Source organism: Limibacterium fermenti, from assembly GCF_041902845.1.
GTDB classification, from domain to species: domain Bacteria; phylum Bacteroidota; class Bacteroidia; order Bacteroidales; family Dysgonomonadaceae; genus Limibacterium; species Limibacterium fermenti.
Genome location: NZ_CP159486.1, coordinates 2,077,923 through 2,101,551, shown reverse-complemented (window position 1 = coordinate 2,101,551; position 23,629 = coordinate 2,077,923). Strand labels below are relative to the sequence as shown.

Here is a 23,629-nt window from a genome sequence, read left to right as displayed (position 1 = left end):
AAAAACATATGATAACAACAAGAAAAAACAACCGGAGGTGGCTGTTGGCAAGCCTCGCGGTGAGCGTACTGCTCGTCGCGGTCGCGTGTGACCGCTATGAATGGTTGCCTTCCACCGTCGATACGCCCCTGGCGGGCACCGTGTGGAAGCTGGAGGCGGTGGTTTCTTCCGATACGATTAAAACGGTCGGTAGCGAGGTCTCTGAAAAGAGTTACCGATTGTTGTTCGACCCCGCCGGCTATGCTTACGGGCGCAGCGCCAACAACGATTTATTTGGCGAATATGCTTTCGAGGAGCAGAAAAACACTTTCCATTCCGAATTCCAACCGATGACGTATGCCTTGGAACCGCCGGAAGGGGAGTTGTTCATCCAACGTCTGAACAATGCCTGGCGTTATGAATTGTCGGGCGATGTCTTGCGGCTTTATTTCTCCGGAAATGAGTGCCTGCACTTCCGCGCCACGGAGGACGACGGTACTATTGAGCGGGTCTTCGCCGATCCGCCTGAAGCCGCGCCGTTGAAAGGAACCGTCTGGAAACTGGAAGGATTTGGTTCGTCTGAAGGGAAACTCGTTACAGCCAAGCCGTTTACAATAAGGGCGTATCAATTGCTTTTCGAACCCGGCGGCAAGGCATACGGCATCAGTTCCGGCAATCATTTACTCGGAGAATATGCCTTAAACGACGCGCTACGGACAATCGATATCGATATAGAAGCGGTAACGGAAGCGATGGAAAGGCAAGACGGATACGTGTACCTCGAACGCTTGAACAATGCCGGCCGTTATGAACAGACCGATAATATCCTGCGCCTTTATTATTCCGATACGGAATACCTGCAATACCGCCCTGCGGCCGATCAAAATTACCTGAAAGGAATTTTCCCCGGTCTTTCCCAGTATGTTCCGTTTAAGGATAAGGTCTGGAAACTGGAAGGCTTCGGCGCCGGCGGCGGTGCGCTCACGGCCGCGCAACCCAATGATGAAAAGGCTTATCTGTTGTACCTGCAAAAGAGCCTGAATGCTTTCGGTACGACATCCGTCAACACGTTCGGCACGGAATACACGATGGATGCCACACAGGGTACGTTAGCTTTCGGGGCGTTGGGGATAACGAAAATGAATGAGCAGAAGGATGGAAAACGATATGTCGATTGCCTTTCCCGTGTGTCGCGGTATCAGTTTGACAACGCCACGCTCCGCCTCTATTATTCCGACACGGAATATCTGCAATACCGCCCCGCACCGGATGACAATTATCTCAGCATGTACATAGAAAAACTCTAAACAAAGAGTACATTTATACACTTCAGGGCTCTTTGCTCAAGCAGGTGAATATCAGCCAGCGGGGCGAAGGAGTGCATGTTGTGTACGGGGGAGAACTTACTCCCGGCGTATATCTTTACAGCCTGATTGCCGATAGCCGGCAGGTAGATGTCAAGAAAATGATAGTAACGAAGTAAATTCTTATTTATTATTTTGATTCAAATATAGTATATGAACACAAACTCAATGAAGCATAACTATCTTTTCTTGCTGATACTCACCGTTGTTTTTGCCATTGTGTATGTACGCATATTCGATCCCAAACTCGATCTGAACGGAGACAATGCACGGTACATCCAATTGGCAAAGAATATTTCCGCCGGACTGGGTTATAATAATGAATCGATAAACGGGCTGACTCCCGAAGGCCATTTTCCGCCGGGTTATCCCGCCTTTCTCTCCGCATTCATGTCTATCGGAATAAATAATCTGATATTTTTTAAAGTGTTGAACGGGATATTGTTATTTCTTAGTCTTGCCTTGTTATTCTATCTTGTACGAAAGATAACGGATAATGCGGTTCTGGCATTCACTGTTTCGTTGCTTCCCCTATTTTGCCCCCAATTATTGCATTTTTCGACCATTGTCATGTCGGAAATGTTATTTCTGTTCCTTTCTGTTATGTGCTTGTTCGCTTTATTCCGCTACACCGGGTCTTCCCGGAACTTTTGGAAGTCGCCTTGGTTCTACTTCGCGGTTATTGCAGCGGGGATTTCGTATTATGTGCGGGCTACAGGTTATGCCGTTGTTTTCGGTTTGCTCTTGTTTTTCCTCTTCCGGAAAGAATGGAAACAATTATTGGCTTCGCTATTCGGATGTATATTGATTATTATTCCTTGGATGATACGCGGTAGGGAACTCGGCGGAAACAGATACCTTCGAGAAGTGTTGGCTGTGAATATCTGGAGGCCGGAAGAAGGCAGTATTTCCACAGTGGGCGATTTCCTCCGGAAAGTAGGGCATAACTTTGACGAGTCGATTATCAAAGGAACGAAAGAAATTTTATTTCCGTTTATTCCGGTCGATTATAATGTGATTTCCGGCTTTCTCGGAGTAGTTGGAGGTCTACTGATATTGGTCGTTATCTTTTATGGAGCTTGGAGGTTGAAACCTCTTCGTTGGGCCGTTATCGGTTATATTGTCGGTACCGTCGGCATGGTGAGTATAGGCACGGGCGGAAACGGAAGCCGGTATATCGTGCCGGTTGCCCCCGTATTGTTTGTCTGTTTTTATGTAGGCATTTATTATATGGTAAAGCAGTTTATCGTAAAAAAGGAAAGCCCGTCTTTTCGTTCTTTTCCGTATGCCTTTTTGCTGATAGCGATGCTGATGTTTCCGAGTTTAAAGACAATGGGCGAAATGTCGAAGCAACCATATCCGCCTGCTTATCAGAATTTCTTTGTGATAGCGAAGGAAATGCAAAGACAACTGCCGCCGCGCATGGTGTGTTGTTCCCGTAAACCGGAATTGTTCAACTATTTTGCCGATAAGATGCATGCGGTGAATTATAAATATACGACCGATTGCGATGAACTGTTGCGGGATCTGATCGATAAAAAAGTGGATTTTGTTATTTTGGAACAATTGGGCTATTCGTCTACGCAGCGGTATCTGTATCCGGCAATAGAGGCCAATCCCGAATTGTTCCCGGTGGTGTGGCACTTGCCCAATCCTGATACTTACCTGCTTCGTTTCGACCGGCAAAAAGCAGAAAGAAAGACGGGAAAGCCATTAAAGGAGGAGTATTACGAACAAAAAGAAAAGGAAGAAAAGAGGTAATATGGAAACGAAAACACAAACAATCGTCATCGGCGCCGGGCCGGCGGGATTGACCGCCGCGTATGAACTCGCACAAAAAACAGCGCATTCGGTTTCCGTCTTCGAGGCTTCGCCCGATATCGGAGGAATAGCCAAGACCGTCCGGCACAACGGTAACAGGATAGACATCGGCGGACATCGCTTCTTTTCGAAAAACGATTCCATCATGCAATGGTGGAATAATGTAATGCCTTTGCAGGGAGCGCCTTCCATCGATGATATCCTGCTACACAATAATAAGGAGCTGGTTTCAGGAGGTCCCGATCCGGAAAAGACCGACCGGGTGATGTTGCTTCGCCGGCGGGTATCGCGGATCTATTACTTGAAAAAATTCTTCGATTATCCGGTTTCATTGAAGCCGGAAACGCTTCGCAACATGGGCTTTTCCAAAACGATGAAAGCCGGCTTCGGATATCTGCGTGCCTGCTTGTGTAAACGGAAGGAAAATTCTCTGGAGGATTTTTATATCAACCGTTTCGGGAAACCTCTGTATAAAATGTTTTTCGAAAACTATACCGAAAAAGTGTGGGGCGTTCATCCCTCCAAACTGGGAGCTGACTGGGGGAGCCAGCGGGTAAAGGGACTTTCGCTCACGGCAATCGTGAAAGATATCGTCACCAAACCTTTCAAAAAGAGGTCGGTCGATCAAAAGGAAGTCGAAACATCGTTGATCGAACAGTTTATCTATCCTAAATACGGCCCGGGACATTTATGGGAAACGGTCGCCGACGATGTGCGGAAAAAAGGGGGGGAAGTATATACGGCTTGTCCCGTAAAAAAAATAAATGTACAGGGGCGCAAAGTCGTTTCGGTGGTGGTGGAAGACGAAAACGGCCAGAGGGAAGCGCCTTGCGATTATCTGCTGTCGTCCATGCCCCTGAAGGATTTGATTGCCGCGCTTTCGGGAATCGATATCGACGGTGAAGTAAAGGAAATCGCCGCGAATCTTCCTTATCGTGACTTTATAACGGTCGGATTGTTGCTCGATAAGCTGTTGATCAAAAATAAAACGAAACTGAAAACGTGGAACGGATTGATTCCCGACACGTGGATCTATGTGCAGGAACCGGATGTGAAAGTGGGGCGCCTGCAAGTCTTCAATAATTGGTCGCCTTATATGGTGAACGATTTTAAGGATAAGGTTTGGATCGGAATGGAGTATTTTTGTAATGAAGGCGATGACTTGTGGAACATGCAGGATGAGGCTTTCATCGCATTTGCCGTCGATGAGCTGGCGAAGATCGGGATAATCGATAAGAAGGATGTGCGGGATGCCGTGCGCATTAAAGTGAAGAAAGCCTATCCGTCTTATTTCGGCACTTATTATCAGTTAGATAAAGTGACCGGTTTCCTGAACGGAATCGACAACCTGTATTGCATCGGGCGTAACGGGCAGCATCGCTATAATAATATGGATCACTCCATGCTGACCGCTATCGAGGCCGTGAAACACATCACGGGCGAATCGAACGATAAAAGCGCTATCTGGCAGGTGAATACCGAACAGGAATATCACGAAAGAAAATCAAAATAAAACAGTACTTCCGTCTAACCGAACTGTCCCGCTATACAAGGGGTTACAAAGCTGCGAATTTATTTTTCTTGCATATATAATACAAATGCATTACATTGGCAGATAAAGAGAGTCGTAAATATGAAAACAACAGTCGATCGAAAACAAACATCTTTCCGTCTTCGGGCGGATTTGCTAAACCGTCTGCGAATGGAGGCAAGAAAAGAAAACAGGAGCCTTAACAATTATGTTGAGAATATTCTGATGAATGTAATTTCGCAGAAGCCTAATAAAATCACGTTGGAAGCGATGCACGAAGCTGAATCGGGGAAGGATTTGGAAACGATTGAGTTGGATGATTTCAAAGAATATGTATCATCTCTATGAGAGTCTTGAAATTAACCGGCCAGTTTAAAAAAGACCTGAAGCGCATACAGAATAATCCGCAAATAATTGCGAGTTTGGTCTATCAATGCCGGAATTTGTTGTAAAAGTTTTTTTACTATCAAAAGAGAATCAGTTTCCGTGCTGTGAAATTCCAGATGAGAACGATGGCGGTGGTAATGATTTTGGATATCAGGTAAAACAATCCCGCTTGCTCCGTAAACAGCCACATGAGCAGCGACGTCAACAGTAATCCCACTATACCGATGACGGTAAAGATGAACAGTTCCGAAAAGCGGTTGTTCACCTTTCGCCGGTTAAAGACCCAGGAAATACTCAGCAGATAATTCACCGCCAGTCCGATGATAAAAGCGATGGCGGCGGATAGAAGGTAATACAATCCTGCGAAACGGGTCAGCACGTAAAGAACGGAAAAATCGACCACGAAAGCGGTTCCTCCCACAAAACCATAGCGGAACAGTTGGATAAAAACATTATCCGAGGGTTCATGCAAAAGCTTATGGAGTAGTTTGCTGTTCCTCATTGTCCAATCTCCAATCTCTATCCTCCAACCTCCATCTTCTTCGGTTTAAAAAGTACGGCAAAGAGGACGCCGACGATCAAGGCATATCCGGCGAAGATAAACCATACTGTTTGCCAATCTCCTACGAGAAGCGATTTGATACCCGCCTCTGTGGGTACGTCTTGCCAACTACAGAACCGGTTGACGATCATTTGCGCGCTTAATGTGCCGACAGTCGCACCGATACCGTTCGTCATCAACATAAACAACCCTTGCGCGCTGGAGCGGATGGAGTGGGGCGTTTCGTTATTGACGAACAGCGAGCCGGAGACATTGAAAAAGTCGAATGCGACACCATATACCAGCATGGAGAGTACGATGAGCCATAGTCCGCTTCCCGGATCGCCCAATCCGAAGAATCCGAAACGCAACGTCCAGGCTAACATCGAAATAAGCATCACCACCTTTATGCCGTACCGCTTAAAGAAAAACGGAATGAGGAGGATGCAAAAGGTTTCCGATATCTGCGACAGGGAAATAAGAATGTTCGAATGCTGTACGCCGAACGTTTTTGCGAACTCTGGTATGGCTTCGTATGAGGCCAAAAACGGATTGGCGAAACTGTTGGTGATTTGCAGCGATACGCCCAACAACATGGAGAAAAGAAAGAAGATGGCCATGTTCCGGTTTTTGAAAAGAGAGAACGCATCCAGGCCGAGTGCTTGTGCGAGCGAACCTTTTCCGTTTTTCTCGCTGACGGGGCAAGGGGGAAGCGTGAAGGCATATACGCCCAATAAGATGCCGGCGATGCCGCTCACGATAAATTGCATCGAACTGGTTTGGAATCCGAGCAAGTCCACGAGCCACATGGTGCAAATAAATCCGATGGTGCCGAATATGCGGATGGGAGGAAATTCTTTTACGGTATCTTTCCCCTCGCTTTCGAGAACGGTGTAGGCTACGGAGTTAGACAATGCCAACGTAGGCATATAAAACGCCAGGCTGGCGGTATAGAGGGTGAAAAGCATGGCGAATTCCACTCCGGTGCCGGCTTGCATTCCGTACCATCCGGCGGCGAGCATGAAAGCGGCTGCAAGCAGATGGCAAATGCCTAACAGGCGTTGTGCGGGAATCCAGCGGTCGGCGACAATCCCCATCAATGCGGGCATGAATATCGATACGATGCCTTGTACGGAATAGAATAAGCCGATATGTGCTCCCAGTCCTGCCGGGCCCAGATAGCGCGACATCGAGGTAAGGTACGCCCCCCAAACGGCAAATTGGAGGAAATTCATGATGATCAACCGGATTTTTAAACTCATAGTGCGTAAAAAAGATTAGTATTGTATGTCATTTTTTGTCATTCATTGTTTTTGACCGGAGCCTCGGTGCGCTTGTCTCCTTGGTAGCGGCAGGCAAAATTACGGATTTTTTCGATGATGTGCGCGATTTGCTGTGAAAAAGAAAGGTTCGCCGTGAGGTTTTTTTCCACAAAGCGGTAATAAGTGCTTGCAAAATATCCGTAATTCTCCGGAACATCTTATCTTTGATAAAAAAATAATTACAATTATGGATTTATCGGATTTACTAAATACGGCGACACAAAAATCGGTTGTCGATAATCTTTCGTCGCAATTGGGCATATCTTCTCAACAAACCGGACAAGCCATCGAAGTAGCGCTTCCCGTTTTATTGGGAGCATTAGGGCGGAATGCGCAAACGCCGCAAGGGGCACAGAGCCTCGATAAGGCTTTGGAAAGCAAGCATGACGGCTCCCTGTTGGGAAACCTATCGGCCATGTTGGGCAATAATTCTTCTGATTTGCTCAACGATGGAAACGGTATCTTGGGACATATCTTTGGAAATAAGAAGGATACCGTAGAGCAAGGTGTTGCTCAAAAGACGGGATTGAATACCGCACAAATAGGAAAGTTGTTGGCTTTATTGGCCCCCATCGTGATGGCCTATCTTGGAAAGCAAAAAAGACAGAAGAACGTATCGGCCGGAGGCTTGGGCGACCTTCTCGGTGGCTTGCTCGGCGGATCATCGGCTTCTTCCGCCTCGGGAACCGGCGGTATTATGGATACCTTCGGCGGCTTTCTCGATAAAGATGGCGACGGCGATTTCATCGACGACCTGGCCGGCATGTTCGGAAAGAAATAGTACTTAAGCAACGAGGGTATTGGTTGAAGCAATGCTCTCGCTTTTGCTGAATAATTTTCTATTTTGCTTTGGAAAGATAAATAGTGTTATTTTAGGCGTATATAGAAATTTTATTATGTATATTTGTTGTTTTCGGATAACAAAAAGCATCATTTATGCTCTTGAAGACTTATTGCGTAAAAGTAAAGCGGAAGTGTTTGAAAAAGAACTGTATCCCCTGTCTTTGGAACAATTGAATGCAGAGGTGGATAAGGCTTTGGATGACGAACGAAATAATAGGCTGATAGGGGCCGAGTATTTGAAAAATAAGATCCGGCAAAGAGAATTATCATAGCAAATGTTTTTGATACTAGGCAGAATCCTCGGAAAATTCAAGACACAAAAAGCTAAGTTAATAACAACGCTTCCGCTTGTAAATTTTGAGTTTAGCGCCTTTATTTTTGTTTCTTTGTTGATATAATGAAACTTTTCGGCCATTTTGTTGTTTTAAATTAAACGCATGGCGGAAATAACTGTCGTAAAATAGCAATTTTTTAAATAACACATACTTATAAAGATGAAGAATAGATTAATTTATAGCTTTCTTAGCCTTATGATCCTTTTTTTGGGATATAGCTGTTCATCGGATAATTATTTATCAGATGATGAAATTCAGCGTATGATTGATAATTCTCTTAACGGACAATGGCAAATCGTCCCAATTACTGTGGAGAAAGAAAAATGGGAGTGGATCGAAGTGCCATATAAGAATGAACAAAAAGGATATTTTAGGGCTATTGCAGAACTTCCTGAATTAAATCAAGCAATTTATGAAGAGGGAGCTATTTTGGGATATATATTTTTAGGAACTCAAGGCAAGGATGAAATCCAAAAAACACTCCCTTATATTGATACCTATATTCTTGAAGATGCTCAAGGGAATCCCCTTAAAGATGATAAAGGAAATATTATAGCTTATACGGAAAGAATTGACTATGATGTACAATATAGCGCCAATGGAAAAAGTACGGTAGCTTTTTATATTAAGACAAATCTCTTGGAGGGGTATGAAGAGTATTTACAGGATTATCACTTCCGTATTGTACTTATCTGGTAACTATTTATAAAAAGGCAACGCGTCCGCTACGATAAACGAACTGCCGCCGATTGATCTTCATCGGCGGCAGTTCGTTTTTGTATTGATGGAAAACCGTAGTTTATCCTGATTTCGGGATGATGATGCGATAATGATTAGGAATATTCGAAATAACGGATCTTCGGAGGATTTTTATAGAAATCTTGTTTCGCAGATTCTAAATCGTAAGATGCTTGCAACCGTACCCAAAAATCGGCTGTTCCTCCGAAAACGGTTTCTATTCGTAAGGCCATATTCGGTGTGATGGATGACTTGCTGTTGACAATGTTCGACAAACTCGCCCTTGTGATCCCCAGCAATTCCGAAGCTTTGCTGATGCTTAATCCTCGGCCGTCTATAATTTCCATCTTTAGTATTTTGCCGGGATGTGAGAATTTCATCTTTCTTTCCATATCGTTTCTTTCTTAATGTGTATCTAAATAATCCAAATCAACCGCGTCTTGATTTTCAAATCGAAAAATGATACGGTAGTTGCCTGAGACATCCAAACTCCAGTATTCTTGTAATTTTCCTTTTAACAAATGGGGGCGAAGAGAAGCAAATGTAGCCAAGTGTTGAGGAACGACTCCGAGATTATCAATGATCTGAAGGATCAATTTGATTTTCTCCACCTGATGGGCAGGTAATTTACTTCCGTCATCGTTTCGCCATAGTAGCTTCGCCCTTTATTTTTGATTGTTTTTATCATTTTTCGACTGTATGGTGCAAATATACACTATACGGAGAAGATGGGCAAATTATTTTATAAAAACAACGGCAACGCGTCCGCAACGATAAACGAACTGCCGCCGATAAAGATGAAATCGTCTTCGGCGGCTTTTTTTTGCGCTTCATGCACGGCGGAAGCTACGGTAGGGTAGGTGCCACCTTGCAATCCGAAAGCGGCGGCTTGAGTCGCAAGCGTTTTTTCATCCATCGCCCGTTCTACCGAAGCCCGCGTAAAGTAATAAACGGCATCTTTGGGCAGTAAAGCCAACACGGCGTTGATATCCTTGTCGTTTACCATGCCGAAAACAATATGCAGCAGCCGGTAATGCTCGTGCTTCAGTTGCCCGGCAATATAACGGATGCCGTGTGCGTTGTGCCCTGTGTCGCATACTGTTTTGGGACGTTTATTCACGACTTGCCATCGCCCCATTAACCCGGTCAATTCCACAACCTTTGCAAATCCCGAATGTACGGCTTCGGGCGGTATGGAGTAACCAGCTTTTTTCAGTTCCTCGACGGCAACCAATACGGTTCGGGCATTTTTCTGTTGTGCCCATCCGCCTAATTCGTCTTTCAAAGCCGGGTAGCCCGGTGCATCGAATATCCATTCTTCATTTCTTTCGACGGACGACAAATGGGGCAGGGCTGTTTCCGCAAAAACGAGGGGAGAACCCTCTTTCCGGGCTTTTTCGACGAATACCGAGCGGACGTCTTCCGCTTCTATTTCGCCGATGACCACCGGAACCCCGGCTTTGATGATGCCTGCTTTTTCCGCCGCAATTTTCGGTAAGGTGTTGCCGAGGTATTGCATATGGTCGAATCCGATATTGGTAATAACGCACAAGTCGGGAGAGATGATATTGGTGCTGTCCAACCTCCCCCCCAATCCGACTTCGATCACGGCTACATCGACCTTACAATCGGCAAAATATAAGAATGCCATCTCCATACTCAATTCGAAAAAAGAGGGCTTGATCGGTTCGAAGGCGGCGCGGTGCTTTTCGACGAAGTCTACGACATAATTTTTATCGATCATCTTGCCGTTTACCCGGATACGCTCGCGGAAATCCAGCAGATGAGGCGACGTGTAAAGGCCGACTTTATATCCGGACTCTTGTAAGATGGCTGCCAATAAGTGGCACGTCGATCCCTTGCCGTTCGTGCCGGCTACATGAATGGTTTTAAAGTGATGATGAGGATGATGGAAATAAGCATCGAGGGCGAGGCTGTTGTCGAGTCCTTCCTTGTAAGCCAAGTGTCCGATGCGTTGATATTCGGGAAGTTGTTGATATAGATAGTGGAGCGTTTCTTCGTAATTCATTGTCTCTAATTAAAAACCTACAAAAGTAAGCCTTTTTACTCGAATCACCCCGTTATCCGGGATCAATTTTTTGGAGGTTGGAGGTTAAAGACTGTAGACTGTAGACTGTAGACCGGAGACTGGAGAATCGCCCTTTATCGATTTCTTATTTTCCCCCTATTTGCCGGATAAGCCAAATGAGCAGGCTTACGAACACACTGATGAGAATGGTTGTTGTAATAGGAAAGTAAAAACGGAAGTTTTCTTTTTCGATGCGGATATCGCCCGGAAGGCGTCCCAGAAAGGATAGTTTATCGCCGAAAAAAGCCAGAATGATCCCGACGATAAGAAGAATGATCCCGATATCTATCAATATTTTCCCGATTTCCTGCATGCTTATTTTTATTGGGAAGGAAAGTTCCCGAAGGGGTCATTCTAATCGACACCTTCGGGAAACTTCTGTTGATTGCTTAGAAACTATTTTGAATTTTTTTATGCGGTGTTTTTTAGTCATTTTTTGATGGATTTGAACTTTCGTTTCGCATCGAATAGCGGGCTATTGGAAAGAAAGGAAAGTTCAAAGGCGCAAAAAAGGGCAAAAAACAGCATAAAAGAATAAACAAAATTAGATCATTCGGAAAATTCAAAACAGTTTCTTAATTTTTCAACGGCAATACCGAGTATTCCCGTGAGTAACGCAATTGTTGATCAACATAATTTTCGTCGTATGATACCGTTACGTCGGTGATTTTTCCGTTCTCGTCGGTAACGAGTTTATACACCGGATTCACAAATCCTTTGTAAGGGGCTAAATCCAACGCTTCGTACCGAGCAAGCACCTCTTCGTGTAATTTGCGGTCGACTTTCACGCCGTATGTTTCCACCAGGTTTTTGCCGGCTTCGTAGTCGCCTTCCGATTTAATACGCTGCACTTCGGCCAACAATTGCCCGAACAGACTGCGCAGTTTTCCGTAATCGTTGATCACCAGATACGTTTTTCCGTCGCGTTGCGTTAGTTCCACTACGTTGTCGGCTTTTCCTTTTTCAAGTACCCAGTTCGAAATCAAGGCGCGGTTGCGCATGTGCGCCTGTTCGATATCTTTCCCCGGTTGAATGCGTGTCAGTTGCGTAAGGGCTCCGTTCATAACGTAGCGATAATATTCAGCCTGATACGCGGTGCTGTCGTCCAAGAGTCCGAGTTCCACAATTTTCGGATCGGCGATGTAATAGAGCGCGAACAAGTCGGCTCGGGCTTCCTCCAGAGGCGATCCGTACGCTTTCAGGGCATCGCCGTCTACGCCGGGAAGCAGTTTGCCCGAACCATGCCCGAGGCATTCATGCAGGTCGGTATGCAGGTTATCGGTGAGCGATCCGTATTTTTTTTCTTTTTCACGTTCCGCGTCGCTCCACATAAATTCCTCGTTGAATCCGTTGCCTTCGGCCGCTTTGTCGTAAGCAAACGTGATGTTTTCGATGGTGACCGACTTGGAGCCGTGGTCGCGTCGAATCCAATTGGCATTGGGCAGGTTGATGCCGATAGGAGTGGAGGGATAACAATCGCCGCCGAGTGTTGCCGCTGTGATTACTTTAGCGGAAACGCCTTTCACCTGTTCTTTTTTGAAGCGGCTGTCCACCGGCGAGTGGTTCTCGAACCATTGCGCGTTGCCGCTGATAATTTCCGTGCGTTTGGTAGCCTCTTCGTTTTTGAAGTTCACGATGGATTCCCACGTCGCTTTCATGCCCAGCGGGTCTGTGTATGTTTCGATAAACCCGTTCACAAAGTCCACGCGCGAGGCGGTATCTTCTACCCATTTCACCGAATAATCGTCGAACGTTTTCAAGTCTCCGGTTTGATAGAAAGCGATCAACGTGTTGATCACCTCTTTTTGATGGTCGTTTTCAGCTACACCGGCTGCTTTTTCCAGCCAACCGATGATACGTTCTATCGCTTTGCCGTACAGGCCGTTTACTTTATATACTTTTTCGGTTACCGCACCGTTTTCTTTCACGACCTTGCTGTTCAATCCGTAAGAGATGGGGGTGTTGTCGGAGGGATCTTTCATCGCGTTATAAAAATCCTCCACTTCTTTTTGCGTGACGCCTTCATAGAAGTTTACAGCGGAAGTTTTTACAAGATCTTGTCCCGCTGCCTGATTCAATCGTTTCGGCAGAACGTTAGCGTCGAATATCACCGGAAGTATTTCTTTGAGTGTTTCGTCGGCGGCCATCCCGTCGCGGAAAGGCATCCGTCCCGGATCGACCGATTTCACGATCGTTACGAAATAATCCTGTGAAAACTTCGGAAGGATTTTATCTTCCGAATAGTGATGATGGATACCGCTTGCCATCCAGATTTGTTTGAGGTATGTTTCGAAGTTCTTCCACTCTTCGGTCGATTTATCCCCCATGTAATTTTCATACACGCTCTCGCACACCCTCCGGATGGTAAGGTTATACTTATTGTGCTGATCCCATAAGATATCGCGCCCTTCGAGTGCAGCTTGCGACAAATAATAGATCAGTTCCTTTTGTTGTAACGAAAGGCTGTTGAATCCCGGAACGGGGTAACGAAGAATCTCAATGTCGGCAAACCGGTCGACTTTGTATTCGAAAGTCGAATCGATACCGTCATCGGCCGTCGTAGCGGTTGTCTCTGCTTTTTTGCCGTTTTGACACGCGGCTAACAGAAAAATGGTTGATACCATACAAATAATTTTTTTCATTGTTTTACAGATTAGTTGTTTTTTGCAAAGTTAGGATTTTCTCTGAAAATGAGAAATAATTAATAACTTGCGAAGCCCCATCAAGCAAGTAAACCACAAGTTATCTTGGATACGACTCCAATGCAAAGTACGGTTCCGGTTTGCTTGTAATGAAATACTTGGTTCCAATGAGACCTTATAGAAGATTATCATTGTTTAAAGCATCCGGGCTTGATGAGGCTTTTATTTATTCACAAGTTAAAACTATGGCAAAGAAAGCGAAAAAAATCAAGACAAACAAGGGATTGAAATTGGAAATCGTGAATCCCAATTCGGCGGGTATCGATGTTTCTTCCACCGAAATGCAAGTATGTGTCCCTGAAGAGCGGGATGGAGAAAACAACCGCCGCTTCGGCACGTTTACGCAAGATTTACACCTTATATCGGATTGGCTTAAAGCCTGTGGCATTGAAACCGTCGCCATGGAATCCACGGGGGTGTATTGGGTCCAACTCTACATGATACTGGAATCGGATGGATTCGATGTGTTGCTGGTCAACGCCAAGGCCATCAAAAATATCAGTGAGAAGAAGACCGACCGGGTAGATGCCGAAACCATCATGGTCTTGCATAGTTACGGGCTTCTGAGAGCCAGTTTCCAACCCCAGAACCATGCCCGGCGCATCCGCAATGTATCGCGCCACCGTGACGGGTTGTTGAAAGCTTCTTCGCGGGAAGTGCTCCACATGCAAAAGGCCATGGAATTGATGAACATCAAATTGGGCAATGTCATCAGCGATATTTTGGGAAAATCGGGACAGGAGATTATTCGCGCCATTCTGGCCGGGGAACGCGATGCCCGAAAACTATCGGCTTTGGCCGATCCCCGATGCAAATCTCCCAAAGAAACCATCGCCAAATCCCTGCAGGCCAATTGGGACGAAGACCTGCTGTTCATGCTCAAACAAAGCTATGAACTGTATGTATATTACCAAAACCTGATGAAGGATTGTGACAAGCAGATAGAGGGCATCCTGCAGGAGTATCTCAAAGACGTTAAACCCGAAGAAACTTCCAAGCCGGAGCAAAGGGCGAAAAAAGCAAAAGCTCAAAAGAATGCCGTCACGATAGATATCGAAAAGCACGCGATCCGATTATGGGGTGTCAACGCGATGCGCATACCGGGTGTCAGTGAAGCGGCCCTGTTGCGGTTGGCCGGTGAGCTGGGACACGATTTTACCGATAAGTTTGACTCATACAAACAGTTTTGTTGTTGGTGTAATCTCACACCCAACAACAAAATATCGGGAGGAAAACTCCAGTCCAGCAAAATTCCAAAGCGGAAGAATCCTGTTGGACAAATCCTGCGTTCTTCGGCAAACTCCCTGAAAACAAGTAAAACGCCCTTAGGATATTACTTCCGGCGTATACAGGCAAAAAGCGGTTACTTGCCGGCTATTATCGCTACTGCGAACAAATTGGGAAGAATACTCTATACAATGGTTAAATACAAGGTCGAGTTTGATGACTCTTTTACCCAAACCAGCGAAACCGAGATACTTAGAAGAAAATTGATTAAGACCCAAAGAACCCTCGAAAAACTTCAAAATCAAATCAAAGAATGCGGATGAGATGGTTTGTTATATAGAAGATATAAAAGAATGTCCAAAAAACGATGAATTATAAAGCCTGAATGATGAATGACGCCTGCTGAATGATGGGGGATACATTTTTTATCCGTTCTTTTTATTTTGCTGCGGCGGTTGACCGTAACGCTTTTTTGTGTAAATTTGTGTCGATATTGTAATTCGAAATAGGAACCCTTAAAACGATAAAGATGGGAAAAGTAGTGATTATAGGCGCCGGAGGCGTGGGTACGGTCGTTGCTAATAAAGTGGCACAAAACAAGGAGGTCTTCACCGACATCGTGTTGGCCAGCCGCACGAAAAGCAAATGCGATGCCATTGCCCATGATGTGAAGCGCCGCACGGGTGTAACGATTCAAACGGCGCAAGTAGATGCCGACCGTGTACCGGAATTGGTGAAGTTATTTAACGAACTTAAGCCCGACCTCGTGATTAATGTCGCATTGCCCTATCAGGATCTAACTATTATGGATGCCTGCCTGGAATGTGGCGTCAATTATCTCGATACGGCCAATTATGAGCCGAAAGACGAAGCTAAATACGAATATAGATGGCAATGGGCTTATCGTGACCGTTTCGAGAAAGCCGGCCTTACGGCTATCTTGGGATGCGGATTCGATCCGGGGGCGACCAGTGTTTTTACCGCTTATGCCGCAAAGCATCATTTCGATGAGATACACCACTTGGATATTGTGGATTGTAACGCGGGGGATCACGGCAAGGCCTTTGCAACCAACTTCAACCCGGAAATCAACATCCGCGAGGTGACACAAAAAGGAAAGTATTACGAAAACGGGCAGTGGATCGAAACCGAGCCGCACGAAATTCACAAACCGTTGAATTATCCCGAAATCGGACCTAAGGAATCGTATGTGATTTATCACGAAGAGTTGGAATCGCTGGTAAAGAATTTCCCCACGTTGAAGCGCGCCCGCTTTTGGATGACTTTCGGACAGGAATATCTCACCCATCTGCGTGTGATACAAAATATCGGAATGGCGCGTATTGACGAAGTCGAATATAACGGCCAGAAGATCGTGCCTATCCAGTTCCTGAAAGCGGTGCTCCCTGATCCCGGAGAACTGGGAGAGAATTATACGGGTCAGACGTCCATCGGTTGCCGCATACGGGGCATCAAGGATGGTAAAGAGCGCACCTATTATATTTACAACAATTGCAGTCACGAAGAGGCCTACAAGGAAACCGGAGCTCAGGGCGTAAGCTATACCACCGGTGTGCCGGCTACTATCGGGGCCATGATGTTCTTACAGGGACTTTGGAAAAAGCCCGGCGTGTGGAATGTGGAAGAGTTCAATCCCGATCCGTTCATGGAGCAATTGAACAAACAAGGGCTTCCATGGCACGAGTTGTTCGATATCGATTTGGAAGTATAAAAAATAAGTGAGAGCCTTGCAACATGTTTGCAAGGTTTTTTTTAATTTTGTCGTTAAAAATCATCCTTCTTAAAAAATAAGTAATGAAACCGAAAAGTTTGGTCCATATAGGCGACTACGATAAAGAAGATATCCTCCGGATATTGGAAAGCGCCAAGACCTTTAAAGAAAACCCCAATCGTGATTTGCTTCAGCGCAAAGTGTGCGCCACCCTCTTTTTCGAACCGTCTACGCGTACGCGCTTGAGTTTCGAAACGGCGGTGAATCGTTTGCGCGGACGTATCATCGGCTTTTCCGATGCGGCGACCAGCAGTTCATCCAAAGGAGAGTCGTTGAAAGATACCATTATGATGGTCAGCAATTATGCCGATCTCATCATTATGCGCCATTATTTGGAAGGGTCGGCGCGTTATGCATCCGAAATATCGCCTGTCCCCATTATTAACGCCGGAGACGGATCCAATCAGCACCCTACGCAAACCTTGCTCGATTTGTTTACGATTTATGAAACGCAAGGAACGTTGGAAAACCGCACCATCACCATTGTCGGAGACCTGAAATATGGACGGGCGGTGCATTCGTTGATTCAGGGATTGTCGCATTTTCATCCTTCGTTCAATTTTGTCGCTCCCGAAGAATTGCAGATTCCCGAGAAGTATAAGACGTTTTGTGAGGAAAAGGGTATTCCCTATAAAATGTTTTCCGATTTTTCGCCCGAAACGATCAATATGGCGGATATTCTTTACATGACGCGTGTTCAGAAGGAGCGCTTCACGGATTTAATGGAATATGAGAAGGTGAAAAATGTATATGTCCTTCGTAATATTATGTTGAAGGATTCGAAAGAGACTCTGAAAGTGCTTCATCCGCTGCCTCGTGTCAAGGAAATCGACCAGGATGTGGATACCAACCCTAAAGCATATTATTTCCAGCAGGCAAAGAACGGTATGTTTGTTCGTCAGGCGGTCATTTGCGATTTGCTGGGATTGGATGTAGATTGATAAGAGATTGAAAGAAGATTGATGTAGATTGAAAAGAAAAAATAATGAGAAAAGAATTACAAGTAGCAGCGCTCGAGAACGGAACAGCGATCGATCATATCCCGTCCGAAGAAGTGTTTAAAGTGGTTTCTTTGCTGCAACTGCAAAAATTGACCAACCGGATTACGATCGGAAATAACCTGAGTAGTAAAAAAATGGGTACGAAAGGGATTATAAAAATCGCCGATAAGTTTTTTGAAGAAGACGAGATTAATCGCATCGCCTTGGTGGCCCCCAAAGTGAACCTGAATATTATTAAAAACTTCGAAGTCGTAGAGAAAAAAAACGTATCTTTGCCCGATACGATTACCGGGATTGTTAAATGCAACAATCCGAAGTGTATTACCAATAATGAGCCTATGCAAACGCGCTTTCATGTCATCGACAAAGAAAACGTGGAATTGCAGTGCCATTATTGCGAATCGAAAATTAAAAAGGAAGATATCACGTTAGTATAATGAAGTTAGATTGGAAACCGGGGACGATGATTTATCCGCTTCCGGCCGTAATGGTCAGTTGCGGCGCTACAGCCGAAGAACAGAATATCTGTACGGTCAGTTGGGTGGGGACTCTTTGCACGAATCCTCCCATGGCCTACATCTCGTTACGTCCGGAGCGTTATTCCTATTCTATTATTAAACGGACGGGCGAGTTTGTCATCAATCTGACTACTGAAGATCTTGCACGGGCTACCGATTGGTGCGGTGTACGTTCCGGCAGGGATTATCATAAATTCGCTGAAATGCATCTGACTCCCGGTAAAGCTTCGGTGGTGGACGCCCCGATTATCGAACAGGCTCCCTTGAGCATTGAATGCCGCGTGAAAGAGATTGTTCCGCTCGGATCGCACGATATGTTTATTTCTGATGTGGTAAATGTATTGGCCGACGACCGATTTTTTGATAAAAAAACCGGCAAGTTTGATCTCAAAGCAGCTCGTCCGCTCGTGTATGTGCATGGCAATTATTACGGGTTGGGCGATCACATAGGTAAGTTCGGTTGGAGCGTACGGAAAAAACCAAAACCAAAAGCGAAAACGTTAAACATTAGACGTTAGACGTTAGACTTTAGACTTTTAAACTTTCGACATACTTTTAGACAATTACTGTCAACGATTAGAAAAGACAATTATGCCCGTTAATTTACCCGATAGCCTCCCTGCAATAGAAATGCTGAAAAAAGAGCATATTTTTGTGATGAACGAACTCCGTGCGGCCACACAAGATATTCGCCCGTTGAAGATAGCAATTCTTAATTTGATGCCGATAAAGATCAATGCGGAGACGGACCTCGTTCGGTTGCTGTCTAATTCTCCCTTACAGATTCAAATCGATTTCATTCAATTGGAATCCCATGTCTCGAAGAATACGCCGTTAAACCACTTGATGGAGTTTTATAGACCTTTTTCTTCGGTTAAAGACCTATTTTACGACGGATTTATCGTAACGGGGGCGCCTGTAGAACTCCTGCCTTTCGAGCAAGTGAACTATTGGCCCGAACTGATAGGTATTTTCGATTGGGCCCGCACGCATGTCACGTCAACCTTCTATATATGTTGGGGAGCACAGGCGGCACTCTATCATTTTTACGGCATTCAAAAGCATTTATTGGAAAAAAAACTGTTCGGCGTTTTTAAACATACGCTCACCGATGCTACGTTTCCTTTATTCCGCGGATTTGACGAGGTTTTTTATGTGCCGCACAGCCGCCATACGACGGTGCTTGCTGAAGAAATCGAGAAGAATCCTTCGCTTAAAATTTTGTCTGAATCGGATGAAGCCGGAGTTTATATCGTATGCTCCCGCGGGGGGCGTGAATTTTTTGTCACCGGGCATTCGGAGTATGCCCCCCTGACATTGCATGCCGAATATCTGCGAGATGTGAATAGAGGATTAGATTCGGTAGAGATGCCTAAAAACTATTATCGTGACGATAATCCTGAAAATCCGCCCATCGTACAATGGCGTAGCCATGCGAATCTATTATTTGTCAATTGGCTGAATTATTTTGTTTATCAGCAAACACCATACAATATCCGCCGGATTCAGGAATTGGGAGATTTGTAAACCGTCTTTTGCTCCCCGAATCTTACCACAAATGACTTTTTGTATATAAAAGCGGATGGATTAAGGTGTTTTTTTGATGAGCTCCTCGTGATGATCGATAATGGAATTTACGTCGTCCCATTTATCGTCTCTCGTTTTGCTACTTGTTATCACCATATCCAACGTACAAGCTTTCAATCCATACTTGTCCGCTACATACAACACCGCCAAGTCTCGGCTTTGAAACTCTGATTTGAGCTTCCGGATTTCATTCACCGCTTTTTCTACTTTTTCTACATATTCCAAACTTACACTCATGTTACGATAAAGACAAAGAACATTCTGTTTTTAAATTATTTATCACGAAAGGCCCCTAATATAGTTGTTTTTATTGATAAATGCAAATCTTTTTTATAATAAGCTGTCTTCGCAGACGATTCAAGGGGATTCTATAAACGAATGATGATGTCCCATTATCGTTTCATCATGATAGATATCCGGTTTCGCCTATTCCTCTTTCTGTTTCTTCCATATCTGGTAAGAATTAACAAGATTCTGCCATAAAGCATATAGACCGGGCCCCAGAGAAGCTATCGGATTGAGATAAGCCTGCGTCATCCAAATGGCCAAGACGGTGTTTTTTTGTCCTAATCCCTGTCCTCCCGCGATAGTCTTGTCGAATTTAAAGCCGATCTTGCGTCCCGTAAAAAATTGCAGCAGACAAATAATCAAAGCCGATATGCCGATGAGTATCTCCAATAGGTAATTATCGCTGCCTTGCGCGACTACAAATCGCGTCACGTTGGCTATGACGATGGTAAGCGTTATTCCCCAAAGATAAAAAGAAACTATTTGTGCCGATCGAATTTTTTCGTGTGCTTTGGGTGATATTTTTTTCAGTGTGATTGCCGCCGCGAAAGGCAGGATGAGTACAGGCATCACGCGCTGAAAGATATACCAAAAGGTCGGGAAGAAGGGAGCTGTTTCGTTGCTATTCCCGATGAACGTCAAGATAAAAGGGGTGATGAAGGCCGTTGAAAGATTGCTGATAATCGAGTAAGAAGCCACTGTCGATATGCTTCCGCCCAAAATACCCGCAACTACCGGCGCCGATGTTGCCGTCGGTGCGAGGATACACATCAGGGCCGCTTGTGCCAGTATGCGGTTTACCGGCAACAGCAAGAGATATACGGCAATGCTGCCGATATATTGTATGGACAATAAAAGATAATGGAACTTACTGAGATGTATATCCACCCACGAGATGCGTGTGTAGGTGATAAACAGCATCACCGCCAAAGAATACGGAATGATAGCGAAAAGGTGGGATAACGGCTTGTATAATGTTATCCCGATGACCATTGCGATGATCAGCAAATATTGTTGTAAAATCTTTTGCAATGTTTCTTTTTTAATATAGGCCTGTTCTGTGGCTTATTATACGAGCTTTCGCTTTTTGTTATTCGTCTTGAGCGTCTTGTCCGTAATAATTTCCCGGATTCGTAGAAGTGTTCGAGTTCCGTAATTTATCGTTGAAGTTGATGTCGATATTCCAAAGTTTCCGATCCAACACCAAATCATCGACAAATTTCGATATCTCGGGAATGAATTCCCTCATGGGATAAGTGGATACATCATGCCCTATATTTTCCATACTGTAAAATACATACGGATATCCGTGCTTTTTGAAATGGGCCGCTAACGGTTTAGAACCGAACATACCCATTCGAAAGAATCGGATCTGGTTGTAAGGAACCAGTTTATCGGCGCTTCCGTGAAAAAAGAGGGTAGGGGCCGGAGGAATAGTATAGGTGGGAAATCCTTCGGTACTGAAAATGGCTCCTGCCAATGAAATCACGCCTGCATAACGGAAATCACGGGGAAGTAGTTCGGCTGAAGGCTTATTGTTTCGTTTTTCGTAATCGGCTTGTAAAACGGTAATCGCTCCGGCGCTTGATCCGCTGATGATGATGCGTGTCGTATCGATATTCAGTTCTGTAGCATGTTGCAGCAGGTACTCCGTAGCCGAATACAAGTCGGAGACGGCCAGGGCAATGGCGTTTTGTATCGGCTTGGTATTAAAGAGCCCGGGAGCTTTCTTCACTCCCTTCATGCCTAACCGGTAATCGATGGAAACCACTTTAAAACCTTTGTCGACAAAATGCCCGAAGAACGCGTCGTATTCTTTCCCTTCACGTGAACCCGCCATAAATCCTCCTCCGAAAACAAACATCAGGCAAGGCTGAGAATTTGAAAAAACCGAATCGGAAGAGTGGATGTCCATCTTTAATTCTTGTCCGTCTTTTACGGCAAATAGTCTCGTTTCTTTTTGCGGAGTAACGGCAAAAAGAAAAAAAGGAAGCACGAATGCCAGTAGAGAGATGACTATTTTTTTCTCCTTGAGTATCATATGGAAATCTATTTTTCGATGAATTTTTTTATAATGCTTGCTGCTTTTTCTTTTGCTTCATCAAAGTTATCATTCGGAATAATCACATCGAATTTGGGGGCGAAACTCATTTCGTATTCGGCTTTTTGTAGTCTTGACTCGATCACTTCGGGAGAGTCGGTTCCCCGCTTTTCCAACCGCTCGCGCAAGGTTTCGATAGAAGGGGGCATGACAAACAAACTCAAAGCTTTTGGCCCGTACATTTCTTTGATGCGCAGTCCTCCCATGCAATCTACATCAAAAACCACGTTTTTATTTTCAGCCAGTTTACGATCCACCTCACTTTTAAGCGTTCCGTAAAACATATTGGGATACACTTCCTCGTATTCCAGAAACTCATGGTTCGAAATGCGTTTTCTGAACTCCTCGGGCGTCAGGAAATAATATTCTTTGCCATGTTGCTCTTCCCCTCGGGGCAGCCGGCTGGTCGCCGAAATAGAGAAATGAAGATTGGGTATTTCTGAAAGCAAGTGGCGTATAAGAGTCGATTTTCCAGAACCGGAAGGAGCGGAAAAAATGAGTAGCTTTGCCATATCGATAGGATGATTTATAGTACGTTTAGTATTTGCTCTTTTATTTGTTCCAGTTCATCTTTCATTTGCACAACGATTTGTTGCATTTCGGAGTGGTTGGATTTTGATCCCAGCGTGTTGATTTCGCGTCCCATCTCCTGGGCAATAAATCCCAATTTCTTTCCTTGGGATTTTCCGTCATGCAATGTCTTGATAAAATAATCCAAATGATTTTCCAGCCTGTTCCGCTCTTCGTTAATATCTAATTTTTCGATATAGTAAATCATTTCTTGTTCAAAACGGTTTTTATCGTAATCGATATTTTCCAGATTTGATAATCCGTCTTGTATCTTCGTCTTGATTTTTTCGACCCGTTCACTTTCGTATGGAAGTGTTTGCGCCAACAGTTGGCGGATATTTTCCACTTTTGTCAGGAGGATGTTTTCAAGCATCGTGCCCTCTTGCAACCGAAAAGCAATCACTTCGTCCAACGCAGAGTTTACCGCCTTTTCAATCGCGATCCATTCCGCATCATCCAACTCCTCCGTATCTTGTTTCATCACGTCCGGAAGACGCAGCAGAATGGAAAACCAATCTTCCGGCTCGGGAACATGCATTTCAGAAGCCAGGGTTTTTATTTCTTGCAGATATTGACTCAACACATGATGATCTATTTTCGAAGACACATCCTTCGAAATAACTTCCACATTAAACGTCAGGTCTATCTTTCCGCGTTCAAGCTTTTGCGAAAGATTGCTGCGCAACGCAATTTCTTTTTCTTTATAGATGCTCGGAATACGCGTGAACAGATCAAATTGCTTACTGTTCAACGTTTTTATTTCTATCGTAATTTTCTTTTTAGGAAGTTCGGCAATTGCTTTGCCATATCCCGTCATTGAATAAGTCATATCAATAATTTTTTACAAAGGTAAGCATTTTTTTTTAGCGGGGATGCCGCTTCGAGCGACGCCC

25 protein-coding genes and 1 pseudogene are annotated in these 23,629 nt (G+C 44.8%); 14 read left to right on the top strand and 12 right to left on the bottom strand.

Going from position 1 to position 23,629, the window contains the following annotated elements:
- Nucleotides 1-8: 8 nt before the first annotated feature.
- From ABNK31_RS09305 to ABNK31_RS09285, 5 genes are all read left to right on the top strand, one after another.
- Complete coding sequence (locus ABNK31_RS09305) at nucleotides 9-1,286, top strand: META domain-containing protein (protein ID WP_418892254.1); 1,278 nt, start codon at nucleotides 9-11, stop codon at nucleotides 1,284-1,286.
- A 32-nt stretch (nucleotides 1,287-1,318) separates the two neighbouring features.
- On the top strand, nucleotides 1,319-1,462 hold the full coding sequence (locus ABNK31_RS09300) for a hypothetical protein (RefSeq protein ID WP_418892253.1): 144 nt from the start codon (nucleotides 1,319-1,321) through the stop codon (nucleotides 1,460-1,462).
- Between the two features lie 49 nt (nucleotides 1,463-1,511).
- Nucleotides 1,512-3,104 carry an ArnT family glycosyltransferase gene (locus tag ABNK31_RS09295; RefSeq protein ID WP_418892252.1) on the top strand — a complete coding sequence of 531 codons (1,593 nt, stop codon included), beginning with the start codon at nucleotides 1,512-1,514 and terminating at the stop codon, nucleotides 3,102-3,104.
- A gap of 1 nt (nucleotide 3,105) precedes the next feature.
- Nucleotides 3,106-4,677: an NAD(P)/FAD-dependent oxidoreductase gene (locus tag ABNK31_RS09290; RefSeq protein ID WP_418892251.1), complete on the top strand. Its 1,572-nt coding sequence runs from the start codon at nucleotides 3,106-3,108 to the stop codon at nucleotides 4,675-4,677.
- A gap of 120 nt (nucleotides 4,678-4,797) precedes the next feature.
- Nucleotides 4,798-5,043, top strand: coding sequence for a toxin-antitoxin system protein (locus tag ABNK31_RS09285; protein ID WP_418892250.1), 246 nt, complete (start codon nucleotides 4,798-4,800; stop codon nucleotides 5,041-5,043).
- A gap of 118 nt (nucleotides 5,044-5,161) precedes the next feature.
- Here the strand turns inward: ABNK31_RS09285 and ABNK31_RS09280 are convergent, their stop codons facing one another.
- Nucleotides 5,162-5,584, bottom strand: coding sequence for a GtrA family protein (locus ABNK31_RS09280; protein WP_418892249.1), 423 nt, complete (start codon nucleotides 5,582-5,584; stop codon nucleotides 5,162-5,164).
- Nucleotides 5,585-5,601: 17 nt separating this feature from the next.
- On the bottom strand, nucleotides 5,602-6,885 hold the full coding sequence (locus ABNK31_RS09275; RefSeq protein WP_418892248.1) for a nucleoside permease: 1,284 nt from the start codon (nucleotides 6,883-6,885) through the stop codon (nucleotides 5,602-5,604).
- 247 nt (nucleotides 6,886-7,132) lie between these two features.
- Between ABNK31_RS09275 and ABNK31_RS09270 the strand changes: the two genes are divergently transcribed.
- The 3 genes from ABNK31_RS09270 (at nucleotide 7,133) to ABNK31_RS09260 (ending at nucleotide 8,822) form a co-directional block, all read left to right on the top strand.
- Nucleotides 7,133-7,726, top strand: a complete 594-nt coding sequence (locus ABNK31_RS09270) for a DUF937 domain-containing protein (protein ID WP_418892247.1) — start codon at nucleotides 7,133-7,135, stop codon at nucleotides 7,724-7,726.
- Nucleotides 7,727-7,841: 115 nt separating this feature from the next.
- Complete coding sequence (locus ABNK31_RS09265; RefSeq protein WP_418892246.1) at nucleotides 7,842-8,060, top strand: hypothetical protein; 219 nt, start codon at nucleotides 7,842-7,844, stop codon at nucleotides 8,058-8,060.
- Nucleotides 8,061-8,282: 222 nt separating this feature from the next.
- Nucleotides 8,283-8,822 carry a hypothetical protein gene (locus tag ABNK31_RS09260; protein ID WP_418892245.1) on the top strand — a complete coding sequence of 180 codons (540 nt, stop codon included), beginning with the start codon at nucleotides 8,283-8,285 and terminating at the stop codon, nucleotides 8,820-8,822.
- A gap of 134 nt (nucleotides 8,823-8,956) precedes the next feature.
- Here the strand turns inward: ABNK31_RS09260 and ABNK31_RS09255 are convergent, their stop codons facing one another.
- From ABNK31_RS09255 to ABNK31_RS09235, 5 genes and pseudogenes are all read right to left on the bottom strand, one after another.
- Nucleotides 8,957-9,253, bottom strand: coding sequence for a HigA family addiction module antitoxin (locus tag ABNK31_RS09255; protein ID WP_418892244.1), 297 nt, complete (start codon nucleotides 9,251-9,253; stop codon nucleotides 8,957-8,959).
- Between the two features lie 12 nt (nucleotides 9,254-9,265).
- Nucleotides 9,266-9,499: pseudogene (locus ABNK31_RS09250) on the bottom strand (type II toxin-antitoxin system RelE/ParE family toxin); the annotation flags it as partial.
- A gap of 104 nt (nucleotides 9,500-9,603) precedes the next feature.
- Nucleotides 9,604-10,890, bottom strand: a complete 1,287-nt coding sequence (locus ABNK31_RS09245) for a bifunctional folylpolyglutamate synthase/dihydrofolate synthase (RefSeq protein WP_418892243.1) — start codon at nucleotides 10,888-10,890, stop codon at nucleotides 9,604-9,606.
- Between the two features lie 145 nt (nucleotides 10,891-11,035).
- Nucleotides 11,036-11,263: a DUF2905 domain-containing protein gene (locus ABNK31_RS09240; RefSeq protein WP_321578893.1), complete on the bottom strand. Its 228-nt coding sequence runs from the start codon at nucleotides 11,261-11,263 to the stop codon at nucleotides 11,036-11,038.
- 262 nt (nucleotides 11,264-11,525) lie between these two features.
- The gene (locus ABNK31_RS09235; RefSeq protein ID WP_418892242.1) at nucleotides 11,526-13,592 is read right to left on the bottom strand and encodes a dipeptidyl-peptidase 3 family protein; all 2,067 of its coding nucleotides are present in this window, start codon (nucleotides 13,590-13,592) and stop codon (nucleotides 11,526-11,528) included.
- Between the two features lie 245 nt (nucleotides 13,593-13,837).
- Here ABNK31_RS09235 and ABNK31_RS09230 point away from each other — a divergent pair, with 245 nt between their 5' ends.
- From ABNK31_RS09230 to metA, 6 genes are all read left to right on the top strand, one after another.
- The gene (locus ABNK31_RS09230; RefSeq protein ID WP_418892241.1) at nucleotides 13,838-15,202 is read left to right on the top strand and encodes an IS110 family transposase; all 1,365 of its coding nucleotides are present in this window, start codon (nucleotides 13,838-13,840) and stop codon (nucleotides 15,200-15,202) included.
- Nucleotides 15,203-15,408: 206 nt separating this feature from the next.
- Nucleotides 15,409-16,611 (top strand): saccharopine dehydrogenase C-terminal domain-containing protein, encoded by a 1,203-nt coding sequence (locus ABNK31_RS09225; RefSeq protein ID WP_418892240.1) that lies wholly within the window; start codon nucleotides 15,409-15,411, stop codon nucleotides 16,609-16,611.
- 83 nt (nucleotides 16,612-16,694) lie between these two features.
- Complete coding sequence (gene pyrB / locus ABNK31_RS09220) at nucleotides 16,695-17,612, top strand: aspartate carbamoyltransferase (protein WP_418892239.1); 918 nt, start codon at nucleotides 16,695-16,697, stop codon at nucleotides 17,610-17,612.
- A 44-nt stretch (nucleotides 17,613-17,656) separates the two neighbouring features.
- Complete coding sequence (pyrI, locus tag ABNK31_RS09215; protein WP_418892238.1) at nucleotides 17,657-18,109, top strand: aspartate carbamoyltransferase regulatory subunit; 453 nt, start codon at nucleotides 17,657-17,659, stop codon at nucleotides 18,107-18,109.
- A complete protein-coding gene (locus ABNK31_RS09210; RefSeq protein WP_418892237.1) occupies nucleotides 18,109-18,708 on the top strand; it encodes a flavin reductase family protein in 600 nt (199 codons plus the stop codon). The genes pyrI and ABNK31_RS09210 overlap by 1 nt, the downstream gene beginning before the upstream one ends.
- A gap of 73 nt (nucleotides 18,709-18,781) precedes the next feature.
- A complete protein-coding gene (gene metA / locus ABNK31_RS09205; protein ID WP_418892236.1) occupies nucleotides 18,782-19,717 on the top strand; it encodes a homoserine O-acetyltransferase MetA in 936 nt (311 codons plus the stop codon).
- Nucleotides 19,718-19,777: 60 nt separating this feature from the next.
- Here metA and ABNK31_RS09200 read toward each other — a convergent pair whose 3' ends face one another.
- The 5 genes from ABNK31_RS09200 to ABNK31_RS09180 form a co-directional block, all read right to left on the bottom strand.
- The gene (locus ABNK31_RS09200) at nucleotides 19,778-20,014 is read right to left on the bottom strand and encodes a hypothetical protein (protein WP_418892235.1); all 237 of its coding nucleotides are present in this window, start codon (nucleotides 20,012-20,014) and stop codon (nucleotides 19,778-19,780) included.
- A 189-nt stretch (nucleotides 20,015-20,203) separates the two neighbouring features.
- A complete protein-coding gene (locus ABNK31_RS09195) occupies nucleotides 20,204-21,097 on the bottom strand; it encodes a bile acid:sodium symporter family protein (protein ID WP_418892234.1) in 894 nt (297 codons plus the stop codon).
- Nucleotides 21,098-21,155: 58 nt separating this feature from the next.
- Nucleotides 21,156-22,106, bottom strand: a complete 951-nt coding sequence (locus ABNK31_RS09190; protein ID WP_418892233.1) for an alpha/beta hydrolase — start codon at nucleotides 22,104-22,106, stop codon at nucleotides 21,156-21,158.
- Between the two features lie 8 nt (nucleotides 22,107-22,114).
- Nucleotides 22,115-22,678 carry a guanylate kinase gene (gene gmk, locus ABNK31_RS09185; protein ID WP_418892232.1) on the bottom strand — a complete coding sequence of 188 codons (564 nt, stop codon included), beginning with the start codon at nucleotides 22,676-22,678 and terminating at the stop codon, nucleotides 22,115-22,117.
- A 14-nt stretch (nucleotides 22,679-22,692) separates the two neighbouring features.
- The gene (locus ABNK31_RS09180; protein ID WP_418892231.1) at nucleotides 22,693-23,565 is read right to left on the bottom strand and encodes a YicC/YloC family endoribonuclease; all 873 of its coding nucleotides are present in this window, start codon (nucleotides 23,563-23,565) and stop codon (nucleotides 22,693-22,695) included.
- Nucleotides 23,566-23,629 lie beyond the last annotated feature (64 nt).

Coding starts and splice junctions, on each gene's coding strand:
- ABNK31_RS09305 (WP_418892254.1), top strand. CDS start 9: ATGATAACAACAAGAAAAAACAACCGGAGGTGGCTGTTGGCAAGCCTC.
- ABNK31_RS09295 (WP_418892252.1), top strand. CDS start 1,512: ATGAAGCATAACTATCTTTTCTTGCTGATACTCACCGTTGTTTTTGCC.
- ABNK31_RS09290 (WP_418892251.1), top strand. CDS start 3,106: ATGGAAACGAAAACACAAACAATCGTCATCGGCGCCGGGCCGGCGGGA.
- ABNK31_RS09285 (WP_418892250.1), top strand. CDS start 4,798: ATGAAAACAACAGTCGATCGAAAACAAACATCTTTCCGTCTTCGGGCG.
- ABNK31_RS09280 (WP_418892249.1), bottom strand. CDS start 5,584: ATGAGGAACAGCAAACTACTCCATAAGCTTTTGCATGAACCCTCGGAT.
- ABNK31_RS09275 (WP_418892248.1), bottom strand. CDS start 6,885: ATGAGTTTAAAAATCCGGTTGATCATCATGAATTTCCTCCAATTTGCC.
- ABNK31_RS09270 (WP_418892247.1), top strand. CDS start 7,133: ATGGATTTATCGGATTTACTAAATACGGCGACACAAAAATCGGTTGTC.
- ABNK31_RS09265 (WP_418892246.1), top strand. CDS start 7,842: ATGTATATTTGTTGTTTTCGGATAACAAAAAGCATCATTTATGCTCTT.
- ABNK31_RS09260 (WP_418892245.1), top strand. CDS start 8,283: ATGAAGAATAGATTAATTTATAGCTTTCTTAGCCTTATGATCCTTTTT.
- ABNK31_RS09255 (WP_418892244.1), bottom strand. CDS start 9,253: ATGGAAAGAAAGATGAAATTCTCACATCCCGGCAAAATACTAAAGATG.
- ABNK31_RS09245 (WP_418892243.1), bottom strand. CDS start 10,890: ATGAATTACGAAGAAACGCTCCACTATCTATATCAACAACTTCCCGAA.
- ABNK31_RS09240 (WP_321578893.1), bottom strand. CDS start 11,263: ATGCAGGAAATCGGGAAAATATTGATAGATATCGGGATCATTCTTCTT.
- ABNK31_RS09235 (WP_418892242.1), bottom strand. CDS start 13,592: ATGAAAAAAATTATTTGTATGGTATCAACCATTTTTCTGTTAGCCGCG.
- ABNK31_RS09230 (WP_418892241.1), top strand. CDS start 13,838: ATGGCAAAGAAAGCGAAAAAAATCAAGACAAACAAGGGATTGAAATTG.
- ABNK31_RS09225 (WP_418892240.1), top strand. CDS start 15,409: ATGGGAAAAGTAGTGATTATAGGCGCCGGAGGCGTGGGTACGGTCGTT.
- pyrB (WP_418892239.1), top strand. CDS start 16,695: ATGAAACCGAAAAGTTTGGTCCATATAGGCGACTACGATAAAGAAGAT.
- pyrI (WP_418892238.1), top strand. CDS start 17,657: ATGAGAAAAGAATTACAAGTAGCAGCGCTCGAGAACGGAACAGCGATC.
- ABNK31_RS09210 (WP_418892237.1), top strand. CDS start 18,109: ATGAAGTTAGATTGGAAACCGGGGACGATGATTTATCCGCTTCCGGCC.
- metA (WP_418892236.1), top strand. CDS start 18,782: ATGCCCGTTAATTTACCCGATAGCCTCCCTGCAATAGAAATGCTGAAA.
- ABNK31_RS09200 (WP_418892235.1), bottom strand. CDS start 20,014: ATGAGTGTAAGTTTGGAATATGTAGAAAAAGTAGAAAAAGCGGTGAAT.
- ABNK31_RS09190 (WP_418892233.1), bottom strand. CDS start 22,106: ATGATACTCAAGGAGAAAAAAATAGTCATCTCTCTACTGGCATTCGTG.
- gmk (WP_418892232.1), bottom strand. CDS start 22,678: ATGGCAAAGCTACTCATTTTTTCCGCTCCTTCCGGTTCTGGAAAATCG.
- ABNK31_RS09180 (WP_418892231.1), bottom strand. CDS start 23,565: ATGACTTATTCAATGACGGGATATGGCAAAGCAATTGCCGAACTTCCT.